Origin of the sequence: Selenomonas sp. CM52, assembly GCF_000292955.1 — a bacterium.
GTDB lineage: Bacteria > Bacillota > Negativicutes > Selenomonadales > Selenomonadaceae > Selenomonas.
Window position 1 is genome coordinate 1 of the sequence record NZ_ALNM01000017.1, and the last position, 14,515, is coordinate 14,515.

13 protein-coding genes and 1 rRNA gene are annotated in these 14,515 nt (G+C 59.1%); 6 read left to right on the forward strand and 8 right to left on the reverse strand.

Features of this window, described 5'->3' with window-relative positions:
- Window positions 1-10: 10 nt before the first annotated feature.
- From HMPREF1153_RS03590 to thiT, 8 genes are all read right to left on the reverse strand, one after another.
- A complete protein-coding gene (locus tag HMPREF1153_RS03590; protein ID WP_009645580.1) occupies window positions 11-1,492 on the reverse strand; it encodes a glycoside hydrolase family 32 protein in 1,482 nt (493 codons plus the stop codon).
- A gap of 15 nt (window positions 1,493-1,507) precedes the next feature.
- The gene (dnaB, locus tag HMPREF1153_RS03595) at window positions 1,508-2,833 is read right to left on the reverse strand and encodes a replicative DNA helicase (RefSeq protein WP_009645576.1); all 1,326 of its coding nucleotides are present in this window, start codon (window positions 2,831-2,833) and stop codon (window positions 1,508-1,510) included.
- A 1-nt stretch (window position 2,834) separates the two neighbouring features.
- On the reverse strand, window positions 2,835-4,889 hold the full coding sequence (gene lonC / locus HMPREF1153_RS03600) for a Lon family ATP-dependent protease (protein WP_009645577.1): 2,055 nt from the start codon (window positions 4,887-4,889) through the stop codon (window positions 2,835-2,837).
- Between the two features lie 16 nt (window positions 4,890-4,905).
- Entirely contained in the window at window positions 4,906-5,352 is a 447-nt protein-coding gene (rplI, locus tag HMPREF1153_RS03605) for a 50S ribosomal protein L9 (RefSeq protein WP_006193949.1), read from the reverse strand.
- Window positions 5,303-7,336, reverse strand: coding sequence for a DHH family phosphoesterase (locus HMPREF1153_RS03610; RefSeq protein WP_009645572.1), 2,034 nt, complete (start codon window positions 7,334-7,336; stop codon window positions 5,303-5,305). Before HMPREF1153_RS03610 ends, rplI begins: the two co-directional genes overlap by 50 nt.
- A gap of 48 nt (window positions 7,337-7,384) precedes the next feature.
- Window positions 7,385-8,344, reverse strand: a complete 960-nt coding sequence (locus HMPREF1153_RS03615) for a YybS family protein (RefSeq protein ID WP_009645575.1) — start codon at window positions 8,342-8,344, stop codon at window positions 7,385-7,387.
- A 170-nt stretch (window positions 8,345-8,514) separates the two neighbouring features.
- Complete coding sequence (gene rarD, locus HMPREF1153_RS03620) at window positions 8,515-9,393, reverse strand: EamA family transporter RarD (RefSeq protein ID WP_009645582.1); 879 nt, start codon at window positions 9,391-9,393, stop codon at window positions 8,515-8,517.
- A 40-nt stretch (window positions 9,394-9,433) separates the two neighbouring features.
- Entirely contained in the window at window positions 9,434-10,075 is a 642-nt protein-coding gene (gene thiT / locus HMPREF1153_RS03625) for an energy-coupled thiamine transporter ThiT (RefSeq protein ID WP_013740519.1), read from the reverse strand.
- A 260-nt stretch (window positions 10,076-10,335) separates the two neighbouring features.
- Here thiT and HMPREF1153_RS03630 point away from each other — a divergent pair, with 260 nt between their 5' ends.
- The 6 genes from HMPREF1153_RS03630 to HMPREF1153_RS03655 all read left to right on the forward strand — a co-directional run.
- A complete protein-coding gene (locus tag HMPREF1153_RS03630; RefSeq protein WP_009645573.1) occupies window positions 10,336-12,168 on the forward strand; it encodes an acyltransferase family protein in 1,833 nt (610 codons plus the stop codon).
- 51 nt (window positions 12,169-12,219) lie between these two features.
- Window positions 12,220-12,462, forward strand: a complete 243-nt coding sequence (locus HMPREF1153_RS03635) for a hypothetical protein (protein ID WP_006192907.1) — start codon at window positions 12,220-12,222, stop codon at window positions 12,460-12,462.
- Entirely contained in the window at window positions 12,455-12,856 is a 402-nt protein-coding gene (locus HMPREF1153_RS03640) for a type II toxin-antitoxin system HicB family antitoxin (protein ID WP_009645578.1), read from the forward strand. Before HMPREF1153_RS03635 ends, HMPREF1153_RS03640 begins: the two co-directional genes overlap by 8 nt.
- A gap of 21 nt (window positions 12,857-12,877) precedes the next feature.
- Window positions 12,878-13,246: a YkvA family protein gene (locus HMPREF1153_RS03645; RefSeq protein WP_009645579.1), complete on the forward strand. Its 369-nt coding sequence runs from the start codon at window positions 12,878-12,880 to the stop codon at window positions 13,244-13,246.
- Between the two features lie 116 nt (window positions 13,247-13,362).
- Complete coding sequence (locus HMPREF1153_RS03650) at window positions 13,363-13,848, forward strand: hypothetical protein (RefSeq protein WP_009645574.1); 486 nt, start codon at window positions 13,363-13,365, stop codon at window positions 13,846-13,848.
- A 587-nt stretch (window positions 13,849-14,435) separates the two neighbouring features.
- A 16S ribosomal RNA gene (locus tag HMPREF1153_RS03655) occupies window positions 14,436-14,515 on the forward strand; the annotation flags it as partial.

Genomic DNA, 14,515 nt, shown 5'->3' on the forward strand with positions numbered 1-14,515 from the left:
TGTCCATTTCCTAGAACCTGTACTTTCTCTTCTGCTGCTTGAGCTCTCCGTAGCGCAGGCGGTCGAGATCCCAGATCGATCCCATGACCTTTTCCATCGGGGCGTCGGCTTCGACGGAGAAGACAGGAGCGACGTCCTCTTCGGGGAATACGAGGAAGGAGGCGACCTCCTCGCCGTTCTGGAAGAAGATCTCGATGGCCGTGCGGTCGATGAAGATGTTCATGGCGAGCGAGTGATAGGTGTAGAGCTTGAAGCTCCGCACGCCGCGGCCGCCGAGCTTCATTCCCTCGCGGCTGATCTCGACGATGTCTGTCTCGCGGTTGTAGCTGATCTTCACCTTTTCCCTGCCGTAGCGAAGCTCGATCTTGATGCGCTGGGCGACGCCCATGACGATGTTCATGAGGATCTCCGAGCAGTAGGCAAGTTCCGTCTTGAGGGACGGCACGGCGCGTCCCGAAAGTTCACGCGCGCTCCTCGCTACGCGAAGCGCCTTGAGTTCGGGTGCGGGTCTTGAGAAGATCTTGCCCTGCTTGAGCGTCAGGACGCGCGGCAGGGTCAAGGCATGCATCCAGCCGTGCTCTCCCGTCGGATAGTCCTCGTCCTTGTGCGGCATGCTCAGCCAGCCGAAGAGCAGCGCACGCCCCTCGTGCACGCCCACATGCGGCGCGAAGAAGTCGAAGCCGCGGTCGAGCTCGTGGAATTTGCCGTGAATCATCTCGCGTCCCGCAAGAGACAGATGCCCCACGATGTAGCCCGATTGGAAGAGGTTCTGCCAGTCGAACTCGCGATCGGAGAGACCGCGCGGCGAAAAGAAGAGCACGTCGTGCTTGCCGAAGGAGAGGAGTGCCGGGCATTCCCAAACCTTGCCGAAGAAGCCGAGCTGTGTCTTCAGCTCGCCGGCAAAGTGGAAGAGTCCCTTCTCCTCTCGATAGAGCAGAAGGCAGCCGCGTGCGTCGTCTGCGGGCGCCGCCTGTGCGCCGAGGAGCGCATAAGCGTGGCTGTCGCGCACGAAGAAGTGCGGCCCCTGGAAGTGGTCGGTATATCCTTCAGGCTGCTCTTTGATGAGCACCATATCCTTGCGGATGACGCCTTCTTTCGTCATCGTGCCGAGAATCTGGCGGTTCGCACGTTTTCCCTCTTCCTCACGTCTGCCCGTGTAGAAGACGCGCAAGTTCCCGCCGTTGATGAAGGCGCAGCCGGAGCCGCAGCCGCCCTTATCGTTGTCGTCCGTCGGCCACAGGACGAGCTTCGGATCGGTCCAGTAGACGAAATCGCGCGTCTTGAATTCGACCCAGCCCTTGTTCTTGTCCTCGGTCGAAAAGGGATTCCACTGGCAGAAGAGATGGTACTCGCCCTGGAAGAAAACGAGTCCCTTCACACTGCCCGTGAAGCCGAACGGCAGTTCCAGATGAAAGCGGTTGCGCCAGCGGTGACCCGCATGGTGCAGCTCGTCCTTCAAGCGGGCGTCAAGTTCCTTCTTGTCGTATTCCATCGTGTCCTCCTAGGTCTATTGCATGCGTGAGAGATTGCCGAACTTCGTAAACTGCTTGAGGAACGTAAGATCGACGGTGTCGACGGGGCCGTTCCTGTGCTTGGCGATGATGACTTCCGTGATGTTCTTGTTCTCCGTTTCGGGATCGTAATAATCCTCGCGGTAGAGGAACATGACGATGTCGGCGTCCTGCTCCAAAGAGCCGGATTCGCGTAGGTCGGAAAGCATCGGACGCTTGATCTGGCGCGACTCGACGCTTCTCGAGAGCTGCGAGAGCGCGATGACGGGCACGTTCAGCTCACGCGCGAGCGCCTTCAAGGAGCGCGAGATCTCCGAGATCTCCTGCTGGCGGTTGTCGCCGCTCTTACTCGCGCGTCCCTGCATGAGCTGCAGATAGTCGATGACGATGAGCGAAAGACCGTGCTCGGCCTTCAGGCGGCGCGCTTTCGAGCGCAGTTCCATGACGGTGATGCCCGGCGTGTCGTCGATGTAGAGCGGCGCGGCGGAAAGCCGGTTCGCCGTGTCGATGAGGTCGCCCCACTCCTTTTCCTCAAGCTCACCGACGCGCAGGCGCTGCGAGTCGATGCGCCCTTCCGAGCACAGGAGACGCTGCACGAGCTGCTCTTTGCTCATTTCCAGGGAAAAGAAGGCGACGGGCTCTTTCGCGCGCAGCACGACGTGCGCCGCGATATTGAGCGTGAATGCCGTCTTGCCCATCGAGGGGCGTGCGGCGACGAGGATGAGGTCGGACTTCTGCAGCCCCGCCGTCAGATGGTCAAGCTCCGTGAAGCCCGTCGGCAGTCCCGTGATGCTGCCCTTGTTGTTGTAGCGCAGATCGATTTGCTCCAAGGTGTCGAGAAGGATGTCCTGCAGCGGCACGAAGTCCTTGCTGCGCTTGCCCGAAGCGACTTGGAGGATGCGCTTTTCCGCGCTGTCCATGATGTCCTCGACTTCGTCGGCGCTCTCATAGGCGGCGCCCGCGATCTCCGTCGCGGCGTTGATCAGCGAGCGAAGCTGCGCCTTCTCATGCACGATGCGCGCGTGGTAATGCACGTTCGCCGCCGTCGGCACGGAGTTCGCAATCAAGGACAGCGCGGGGATGCCGCCGATCTTCGCGAGCTTGTCCGCCTTCTTGAGCTGCTCGGTCAAGGTCACGAGGTCGACAGGCTCCGTGCGCTCCTTGAGTTCCATCATGGCCTCGAAGATCAGCCGATGCGTCTCGCGGTAGAAGTCGTCTGCCGAAAGTTCCTCGGCGGCGGTCGTCACAGCGTCGGGCTTTAAGAGCATTGCGCCGAGAACGGCCTGTTCGGCTTCGATGCTTGCGGGCGGCATGCGATCCATTTCAGACGGCCTCCTTTGGCTTTTCGAGCGATGATTCAGCGGAGTTTTCCGTGTCGATCGCCGCGCTGTCGGCGCGGCCTTTTTCGCTGTTCTGCGGCTTTTCGAGTTTCAGCCGCAGCGGCTCGCCGTCCGCCTCGGGCGCAAAGAGCACGGCGAAGGCTTCCTCCGCCGTCTCGACGGCGTAGATGTCAAGCCCCAAGTGACCCTCGGGGATGTCTTTGTCATTTTCCTTTGGTATGACGAGCGTCCGGATGCCCGCCTGCTTCGCGCCGTACGCCTTTTCAAAGACGCCGCCGACGGGGCGCACGCGGCCAGCGAGCGAGATTTCGCCCGTGACCGCGACGTCCTGCCTGAGCGGCTTCTCCGTCACGGCGCTGACGAGCGCCGCGAGGATCGCCGTGCCCGCGCTCGGGCCGTCGATGTTGCCGCCGCCGATGACGTTGATGTGCACGTCGTAGTCGTGGATGCTCTTGCCCGTCAGATGGCGCAGCACGGAGGCCGCGTTGAATACGGAGTCCTTCGCCATGCTGCCCGCCGTCTCGTTGAAGCGCACCTGTCCCTTGCCCTTTTCCTCGGCGGGGAAGACGACGGCCTCGATCTCGATGACAGAGCCTAGGAATCCCGCGACGCCGAGTCCGAAGACGTGCCCGACCTCGGGCTTCTTCGAAGCCTTCTTCGTCACGAACTGGTAGAGGCGGCTGACCTGCGCGACCTCGTAGATGTCGCCCTTGGAGATCTTGACGTCTTCGCCTTCTTTTGTGCGCGAGAGCGCGAGGCTGTAGGCGTCGGCGAGGATGTTGATCGCCTTGCGGCCTTCCGTCGTATACTCGCTGATGAGGCGCACGACTTCCTCTGCGACCTCGACCTTGAGCTTCTTCGCCGCATTCTGCACGATCTCCTCGATGTGCTTGGGCGTCAGAGGCTCGAAGTAGATTTCCGCGCAGCGCGAGCGCAGCGCAGGGTTGATGTGCGAGGCGTCGCGCGTCGTCGCGCCGATGAGCACGAAGTCGGCCGGTGCGCCCTCCTCGAAGAGCTTCCGAATGTAGGGCGGCACCTTCTCATCCGTATGGTCGTAGTAGGCGGACTCGAAGAAGGCACGCTTGTCTTCGAGCACCTTCAGAAGCTTGTTCTGCAGCATTTCGTCCATCTCGCCGATCTCGTCGATGAAGAGGATGCCGCCGTGCGCTTCCGTGACCATGCCAGGCTTCGGCTCGGGGATGCCGCCGTCGGCGAGGTCGCGGCGCGCACCTTGATAGATCGGATCGTGCACCGAGCCTAAGAGCGGGTTCGTCATGTCGCGCGAATCCCAGCGCAGCGTCGTGCCGTCCGTCTCGACGAAGGGCGCGTTCGCGGCAAAAGGCGAGTGCGCCTCCTTCTTGACGGCTTCGAGGACGATGCGCGCCGCCGTCGTCTTGCCGACGCCCGGAGGCCCGTAGAGCAGGAGGTGCTGCGGGTAGGGCGAGGCGAGCTTCGAAGCGAGCGCCTTGACGGCACGCTCTTGGCCGACGACCTCTTCGAGCGTCTTGGGGCGCAGAAGCTCCATGACGGACTGTGTGAGATGAACCTTTTCGAGCGCTTCGAGTTCCTCGCGCTTCTTCGCCGCCTGCGGCGACTCGAGCGCGCTCTTCTCGTCCTTCAAGACCTGCATGCGGATGTCCTGCACATAGTCCTGATGGTTCTCTTCAAGCTTTTCCTGAATCTTCTGCTCGATCTTGTCCTCCATGCTGCGCCGCGCCATGATGTCGGCGATGCGCTCGGAAAGCTCGACGAGGATGGCGGGGATCTCCGACTCCGTCGGCACGCGCTCGATCGTCGGGTTCTCGTAAACGATGCGCTCAAGCGCAAGAACGCGCTCGCCGCGAACGGGCGAGCGCATGAGGCGCATGGCATCCATCTTACCCGCCTTGATGACGAGCCTGTCCGATCCCGCCTCGTCGGCGAGAATCGAATAGAGCGCGTCGATCTCGCGGTCGAGGCGCTCTGCCGCCGCGTCGGCCTGAGGTTCGGGCGCGGGCGCTGCGGGGCTTGAGAAAAGACGCTTGAAAAATTTCAGCATGATACCTCTTTCCTCTTCATTCGGCGACGACGAGAACGCGGATCGTGCTCTGGATCTCGGGATGCACCTTGATCACTGCCTCGTACTCGCCCGCGCCCGTGACCTCGCTCTTCAGCGAAATCTTGCGGCGGTCGACGTCGATGCCGTGCTCCTTGGCGAGCGCGTCGGCGACGTCTTTTCCCGTGACCGAGCCGAAGAGCTTGCCGCCTTCGCCGATGCGCACGGCGACCTTGACGCTGACCTTTTCGAGCTGCGCGGCCAGAAGACGCGCCTCGTCGGTCGCCTGCTGCTTCTTCCTTGCGGCGGAATTCGCCTTCTGCTTCGCCGTCTCAAGGTTCGCTGCCGTCGCTTCGACGGCGAGCTTCTTGGGCAGCAGGAAGTTCCTGCCGTAGCCTTCCGAAACCTCGACGATGTCACCCTTGCTTCCGACCTTCTTGACGTCCTGCTGCAATATCACTTTCATCTTTATCATTCTCCTCTATATGTTTCTCACTGATGGCGATGGCGCGTTCCTCGATCGAGGCGAGCGGCTCGCCCTTGACCTGTGCGCCCGCGACGTTCTGATGACCGCCGCCGCCGAAGCTTTCCATGATGACCTGCATGTTCAGCTCGCCCGTCGAGCGGGCGCTGATGCCGACGGTGTCGGCGTCGAGCTGGAAGAAGACGAGGCTCATGCGCACGCCCTCGATGCGAAGGAGCGCGTCTGCGACCTGGCCTGCGATCGCCTGCACATTCGGGATGACGGCAGGGAATCGCGCCGTGATGAGTCCGCCGGGGAAAAGACGCGCTCCCGCTTTCGCCGTGGAAAGCGCCTTCTCCGTATCGAAGTCCGCACGGAAAAGGTGACGTACGACGACGGGATCCGCGCCGCCTCGCCGAAGATAGGCCGCCGCCTCGAAGGTGCGGATGCCCGTCTGCACGGTAAAGTTTTTCGTATCGACGACGATGCCCGAATAGAGCGCTGTCGCCGCGAGGCGCGAGAGCACGAGGTCGTCGTTGAAGTACATCAAAAGCTCCGTCACAAGCTCGCTCGTCGAGCTCGATGCCGGCTCGATATAGACGAGCAACGGCGACTTGATGAAGCTCTCGCCCGAGCGGCGATGGTGGTCGATGACGATGACCTGCGCGATGCGCTCTAGGAGCACGGGCGCGGCGACGAGGTGCGGGATGTGCGTGTCGACGACGAAGAGCACGGGATTCAAGGAATCGATCGTCTCCAAGTCCTCGGCACGAATGAGCAGGCCCTCGTATTCGGGCGCGTCCCGCAAAAGATCGGTGAGCTTGTCGATGCCCTCATTCATATCGCTCAAGACGATATGAACGGGCTTTTTGAGTTCGTGCGCCATCTTCGCCACGCCGATCGCTGCGCCGAAGCAGTCGAAGTCCTCGTTGTGGTGTCCCATGATGAAGACTTCGTCGGCATTCTCGATGATCTCGCGCACGGCATGGGCGACGACGCGCGCCTTGACGCGCGTATGTTTCTCGACCGCCTTCGCCTTGCCGCCGAAGAACTGGTTCTTGCCGCCCATGCGCACAGCGACTTGGTCGCCGCCGCGCCCGAGTGCGAGGTCGAGTCCCGCCTGCGCTTCTCGGCCAAGCTCTTCCATCGACTGCTCTTCCGCGACGGCAAGCCCCATGGAAAGCGTCAGCGGCAGGCGGTTCGTGCTCTGCAGGTTGCGCACGCGGTCGAGGATGTCGAAGTGCTCCTCGATCGCGCGGTCAAGGGATTTTCGCTCCAGCACGGCGACGTAGAGATCGTCGCTCACGCGGCGCATGAAGCCGCCGAGTCCCTTGAGCCATTCGTCGAGACGGCGGTTCGCCTCGAAGAGCAGCGCCGTGCGCTCCGCCTCGGAAAGCCCCTGCATGACCTCGTCGAAATTGTCAATCTGGATGTAGGCGAGTACGGCGCGGCTGTTCTTGAAGAAGATGCGCATCTCCTCGTATTCCGTCCAGTCTTCCACATAGAGCGCCATGAGGCCCTGGATGTCGTCCGACGTCACGATGGGGCGGTAGCGCACCTTGTAATAGTGCGCTTCATGGGCGAACACATACTCGCCCGACGCGCCCCAGATCGGCTCTAATATGACGCCCGGCCAGAAATCCTTGAGGGAAAGTCCCGGCTCGGGATTTGCCCCCAGATACTCTTTGGCGATACTGTTCGTCCAGGCGATGCGCCCCTCGGGGTTGACGATGACGACTGCCTGCGGCAGACGCTCGATCGCGAAGTTCGTCACCTCGCTGACGTTGCGCACGACGTCGCGGCAGTAGGTGTCAAAGGCGAGCTTGCGCGCCCGGCAGCGCTCGCGCGCGAAGAGCGCGACGAGCAGCCAGACGACGAAAGCGATGGAAGCTACATACGTGTTGTAATAAGACAGCACCAACACGAGTGCCAGCAAAGTGGCGAGATGGACGCAGGCGTCCACCCACGCCGACAGATTTCGGGGCAAGAAAGCCACCTCCTATGAGATTGGAAAATGCCGATGGGACGGCATCTCCTAGCGCCGACGGCTGAAGCGGCGGCGGTAGTCGAAGTACATATCGAAAAGTCCCGTAAAGGCGATGAGCTGCATGAGGAATGCACTTAAAACGGCAAAGGCGACGATCGTCCAGCGCCAGAAGCGTCCGATCTTCCAGTGGTCGGCCACGTACCACAAGAGCGAAAAGCCCTGGATGAGACCCGCGAACGTCGCGATGATGTCGCCGTTGAGCGCGGCTTCGTAAAGAAGCGAGATGTGGCGCGTGCCGCCCCAGTAAAGTCCCACGAGGGAAAAGCCGAAGAGGAAGAGAAAGTAGACGGAAAAGCGCCACTCACGAAACGGCGGCAAGGACGGCATCTTCTGGCCAATACGAGAGAACAGGACGCCCGCGGCGACGAAGTTCACGAGGACGGCGAGAGCCGACTCCACGACGAAGATCGTCGGTGCGATCAGAGAGACTGTCTCGACGAGCGAGGCGACCTGCTTCTCCAAAGCCTGTGTCTCGGTCGGCGTAAGGCTGCCGCTCGACTGCATGGCAGAGCCAAGCCCCTGGTACGACTCGCGCACAGCTTCGATAAAGGGCGCCAGCGGGTCAACGCCGAAGATGAGCGCTGCAAAGAGCAGCGAGACGAGCGTGCCCAAAAGCGAGATCACAAGACCCCACTTGATGAGGCGCACCGCCTCCCATTTGCGGCGAAGGCCGAATCCTAGGAAGAACGCCAGCGGCACGACGAGAAAAAGCGTATGCAGTGCCCCCAGAGCGCCGAGCACGGCATAGTAGAAACCTGCCGCAAGAACGACGCCGGGCACGGCGTAGCCGTAGCCGTGACGCACGATCAAGACGACCAGCGGCGCCGTCCAGCCCAGAAGAAAGACCACGCCCAAAACCGGCAGGAACGGTGCGGCAAGCGCAAAGAGAAACGCCATGATGAGGAGCGCCCAACGCTCCTGCCCCGGCGAGATCTGTCGCATCGTCATATTCCATCCTCTCTGAATCAAGCCGCCGCTCTTTTCAAGCTGCGGCTATTTTTTGTCGCGATACTCTATTATAGCAGAAAAGACGGCGATTGTTAAACATTATGTGGGAGAGGCTCTATCGTGACGAGATCGAAGCTGCGTCTGAGCATCTCTGTGGGGAGGTCATTTCCTTACCGCACGCGCTCGGAGAGCGTGAAGATCAAAAGAGCCGCCCAGATGCAGGCGCAGGCGGAGAGCTGCGCTGCGCCGAAAGGCTCGTGAAAGAAGAATACGCCGAGGAGGAGAGCGATCGTCGGACTCAGGTATTGGAAGAAGCCGAGGACGTTCAATGGCAGGAGGTTCGCGCCGTAGGAAAAGAGGATGAGCGGCGTGGCGGTGGCGGCGCCGGAGCCGATAAGGAGCAGCATTTCACGCGGCGTCGCCAAGCTGAACTGACTCGTCGGCTCGCCCGCCAGATAGATGGCGTAAGGCAGGAATACGGGCAGTACGAGCAGAGTTTCGAGCGTGATGCTCGAAAAGGGATGCAGCGCGAGCTTCTTTTTCAGTGCGCCGTAGAGTCCGAAGGTCACGGCGAGCATGAGCGCGACCCACGGCAGTTTGCCGATCTGCACGGTCATGAGCACGACGCCGCAGAAGGCGAGGAGGACGCTGACACGGGCGGACGGCGTGAGCCGTTCCTTGAAGAGTACGACGCCGAATGCGACGTTCATCAGCGGGGTGCTGTAGTAGCCGAGACTCGTGTCGATGACGTGACCGTTATTGACCGCCCATATATAGGTCAGCCAGTTGATGGTAATGAGGATCGAAGCGCCGAAAAGGAGCAGCGCACGCCGTCGGTTTTGACGGAGTGCGCTGCAATCCTGGCAGAAGTTCTGCCAGCGTTTGGAGACGGCGAGGACGAGCAGCATGAAGACGAACGACCATGAGATGCGATGCGCGAGGATTTCAGCGGCGGAAGCCGCAGTGAGGAGATTCCAGTAGAGCGGCAGAAAACCCCAGATGATATAGGTGGAGAGGGCGGCGATCATGCCGCGCTTTTTTTGTTCCATGGGATAAAAAACTTCTTTCCGTTTTGTGTGAATGGGATGATCAGTGCGCGTGCGGCGCCGTTTGGCGATCCATCGCCGCCATGAGCCTTTCTACGGGCAGCACCTTCAAGAGGGCGAAGCAGATCAGGCACTCGGGAACGAGGTACGTCGCGTTGAAGGTCAGCGAGTAGACGAGGGGGCTTGTGCCTGCGGGAGCGTAGGACGCGAAGAATACGACACCGCTCACGATGTGGCAGAAAAAGCGCGCGAGGAAGGCGAGCGCCGTCGACGCCATGCGGTGTGCGGGAAAGAGCGCGGCGAGCGAGAGCGCCATGTAGGGCAGCGGGTAGTCGAAGAGCACCTGCACGGGGTGCAGCAGATACGGATCCTGCATCATGTTGAAGATGCCGTAGAGGAAGCCAGCGAGGCAGCCCGTGCCGACTCCGTAGCGATAGGAAACGAAGAGCAGGGGCACCATCGCGCCGAGCGTCACGCTGCCGCCCTGCGGCATGTGGTAGAGGCGAAACTGGTGCAGGATGACGGTCATCGCGAGCATGAGGGCGATGGTCACGATCATCGGCGTCGTGAGCCGCACGCGCCGGAAGTAGAGGTGCGAGAGAATCGCGAAGAGCACAGCGATAAGCGCGATGAGGCTCGCCGGGTGCTCAAGAATGGCTGAGATGTTTTGCAGCAGAGTGTCCATATTTATCCGTCCTTTCATTGTTCTCTTGCAAATAGTACATCGAGAATGATATTTGTATCACAGAGTGCCTTCATGACGTTGCAGACGCTCCTTTCGTATAGACTCTGTATCTAGATCTGCAGGAGCCTCTTTCAAAAGTCCGAGCAGGGGGCGTCGTTTTCTTAATTATACAATTCGTCCCTTCCGAAAGCAAACGAAAATCCCTTGAAGAGGCTTTTCGTTTGTGCGATAATGGAGGGCACACAAAGGATGGTGGATTTATGGCAGATTACGTTGGAGGAAGACCGACGAATCGGATTCAAGGGCTCGATGCTTTGCGCACCTCGGCGATCATCGGCGTCACGTTGTTTCATATATTTCCCGATGTGGTGAAAGGGGGATACCTCGGGGTATCCTTGTTTTTTGTTTTGACGGGGTATCTTCTCGCCTACACGATGGAGCGGGAACGGCTCGCGGGCGAATTTTCTCTCGGACGTTATTTTTTGAAGCGCCTTTTGCGCATGTATCCCGCCCTCGTCGTCGTGCTCCTCGTGACTCTCGGCGTATATTCCTTCGTGCTTCCCGAGACGGTCGTGGATATGCGCGAGGAGGTCCTTTCCGTCGTGCTCGGTTATAACAACTGGTGGCAGATCGCCGCGAATGCCGACTATTTCACGCGCATCGCCAATGCATCGCCGTTTACGCATCTGTGGTTTATGGGCATCGAGCTGCAATATGCGTTCGTCTTGTGGCCGCTGCTCTTTCTTCTTTATACGCTTGTCTCGCATTGCTTGGGGAAAGGAGCAGGCATAGCAGTCATCGCCGCGCTCGGTTTGGGGACGGCGTTCCTCATGCCGCTTTCGTATCAGCTGGGGGCAGATGTGACGCGCCTTTACTATGGCACGGATACGCGTGTTTTTGCGCTCCTCTTGGGTGCAGCGATGGGGCTTTGGCGTGCGGGGGCTTCTGCGGCGAAGAAGAATCCGCTTTGGCGCGAGATTGCAGAGTTTGTCAGTTTCGAGCTTCTGTTCGTCGCCGTCCTCTTCGCTTGCGTTTTTTTCGATGGCGCGAATCCGTTGCTCTATCGGGGCGGCATGTTCCTCGTGACGCTTCTATTCTGTCTTTTGCTCGCGATCACGGCGGATCGCGGCATGACGATCGGCAAGTTTCTCGATATGCGCGTCTTTCGCTGGATTGGCACGCGCAGCTATGGCATCTTCCTCTGGCAGTACCCCGTGATCTTCTTGTTTCAACAAAAGGGCTGGGAAGCGATGCCGTATTTTGCCGCGTGGGAGATCGCCGTCATCGTGCTGCTCGCCATGTGGACGGAGGCGTTGACGAAGAGCGTCGGCAGGCGCGAGCTGCCTGCGTTCGGCAATCGCCTTGTCTATGCGCAGGGGGCATGCTTTCTCGCTTTCACTTTGTGCGGCGTCTTCTTGATGGGCTTCGGCTGTAAGGGGCTTGCGGCGCCTGCCGGCTACAAGGCGGAGGCACGCGCGCAGCTCAATGCACGTCTTGAAAAGAATGCGGCGGAGCTCGCGCGGCAGAAGGAAGAAGCCGAGAAGGCAGCGGCGGCAAAAGCTGCTGAGGACAAGGCGGCACGCATGAAGGCGGTGGATCTTTCGGGTGTCGCCTGCATCGGCGATTCGGTCATGCTGTCTGCGGCGGGAGATTTGCAAAAGGCGCTGCCCGGCTGCGCGGTCGATGCGGAAGTCTCGCGCTATGTGGGCGGCGGAATCGAAGCCGCGCAGAGCCTCGCGGCGCAGGGCAGACTCGGCAGCATCGTCGTCGTCTCGCTCGGCACGAACGGGCCGCTCGCCGCCGGCGAGCGCTATGTGGAACAGACGCAGGGGCTTTTGAAACTTTTGGGATCGAGCCGCCGCATCTTCTGGGTTAATGTCTACGCGCCGCACCTTTCGTGGCAGGATCCGAACAATGAATACATCCGAAAGATGGCCGCCGAGAATAAGAATGTGACAGTCATCGACTGGTACGGACTCGTATCGAAGCACCCCGAGTGGCTCTCGGGCGACGGCGTGCACCCGAACGACGCGGGCACGGAGCAGTACGCAAAGCTCGTGCACGATGCGCTGGCGGAAGCGTTGGCGAAGTGAGATTTGCTTCAAAAGGTTGGGTGTGGTACTATATATGGGGGTGGAAATGCCTTGAGCAAGTGGGAAAAACTTATCGCACGCATTCGGAACAATCCCAAGGCGGTTTCGTTTGAGGAAGTCGCGAAAGTGCTGGAATCCATCGGGTATGAGAAGCGGCAGCCGAGAAGCGGATCCAGTCATTGGACGTTTCGGAAAAAAGGGTGTCTGCCGCTTACGATTCCGAAGAAAGAGCCGTATGTGAAAGAAGCTTATGTGCGGCAGGTCATCCTAGCTTTGGATGATGCTGATGCTTGATTTGTTGTCGGTTTGCGAGGGTGACGATATGAAAAGGGATATTGCATACTATATGGCGTTGCCGTATCGTGAAATTATCGAAGCGGATGCGGCCGGCGGTTACGTCGGTTATGTGGCGGAATTGAAAGGATGCATTACACAGGCGGAGACGAAAGCGGAACTTCTGGATTTGCTGGAAGATGCAAAGAGATGTTGGCTAGAAGCTGCATTGGAAGAGGGGCTGACCATACCGAAGCCGCAGTCGGAAGAAAACTTCAGCGGAAAATTCAATCTGCGCCTGCCCAAAAGTCTGCATCGAGAGCTGGCGCTCAGTGCCAAAGCGGAGGGGGTCAGTCTGAATCAGCTTGCCGTATGTTTGATCGCAAGCGGGCTGAAGACCTCTGCTGTGAGATGATTTTGGCAGGGAGGCGGTTTTATGTGGAAGATTTTTTCCTTTTTGAAGATGTTTCGTGAAGATTTGCTTATCATGATGGTGGCACTCAAGGATTCTCGCACGCCTGCAGCAATCAAGGCGGCATTCCTCCTCGGACTGCTCTACTGCATCAGCCCGATCGACATCATTCCGGATGCTGTTCCTGTCCTCGGCATGGTCGACGATGCGGCGGTCTTGCCGGCGGCGGTCTTCGGTCTGATCCGCTTCCTGCCGCCACAAGTGCGTGCGGATGCACAGGTGAGAGCCGAGCGGCTTGGGCGGCGGCTGCCGTACATCATGGCACTCGCCTCGATCGCGCTTATCGCGTGGATCGCCTTGATCGTCTGGGGCATCGTGGCGATCTTCCGCTGATATATGGATCTGAGCAGCTCGTAGGATTATGGGCTGCTTTTTATTTTTATGGAAGGAGTTTCCGCCTCGAACGAGAAATGGTTTTGCGAGAGGCGAAATAAAAGGAGGGATTCATTATGAAACGGCATGCAATGCTTCTTGCCGCTGTCCTCGTGCTGCTTGCAGCGAATCTCTGCTCGGCGGCGCGTCTGCCTGATGCGGACTATGCGCTCGGCGGCATACAGTTCGGCAGCGACGCCGACTATGTGAAGAGCGTCTACGGCGATCCCGATTGGGTTGAGTATTATGCAGGCACGCCAGGGTCGGGGGATATTCCGCTTTGGATTTATCATTACGGCGATTCCTTTATTGTAGGCATCGAAACAAAACGGTTGACGGTGTCCTCCATGATGACATCGGCAGACAACGGTATCGCGACACCGCGCGGCATCCATGTGGGCAGCAGCCTGAGCGATATCCAACGCGCCTACGGCACGCTGCCGCAAGCAATGAAGGCGAGCCAGGGCCGCTGCTACTCCTACGGCTGGGGACTGATTTCGCTGGATTTCTATGTAAATGGCGAAGGCAAGGTCTATAAGATTTGGGCGGGCTATTCCGACTGAAATTGTCTCTGCTGGATCATGAACGGGCGGACTTTCACCTTTTCAAAAAGGTGTTGACAGTCCGTCCGCTTTCGTGTATTATGTTAATTGCTGTTGCGGCGAGCGACAGTAAGACGCTCGAAAAAACTTCAAAAAGTGCTTGACAATCCCTCGCGGATGAAGTAAGATAGTCGAGTCGCCTGTGAAGAACGAGCGGCGAACAGCCGAAGCAATTCGGCGGTGTTCCTTGAAAACTAAACAATGCAGAAATGAATCATCTATATGATTCAAGCCAGATGTCCATCAAGAGGAATCTTGATGAAACATCGATTGTGAACTACATTTGTAAAAGCAATCGACAATTTCTTTATACGATTCGAAAGAATCGTATCCAAAGATAAAAAGAGCCAATCAACGGCTCTCTGCAAACTTGAAAAGTGATTTTCACTAATTCTACCGTGATGATACCACAGCCGGAGTTAGTGAAAAAAACGCAGAGATTTTTTCGCTAGGCAAGGAACGGCGAAGCAGCGTCCCGCAGACGTACTCGTGTACGTCGAGGACACGCAGCGAAGCCGTGACGCAGTATAGCGAAAAAAGACCAAGTTTTTTCGGAGAGTTTGATCCTGGCTCAGGACGAACGCTGGCGGCGTGCTTAACACATGCAAGTCGAACGGGAACCTTTATT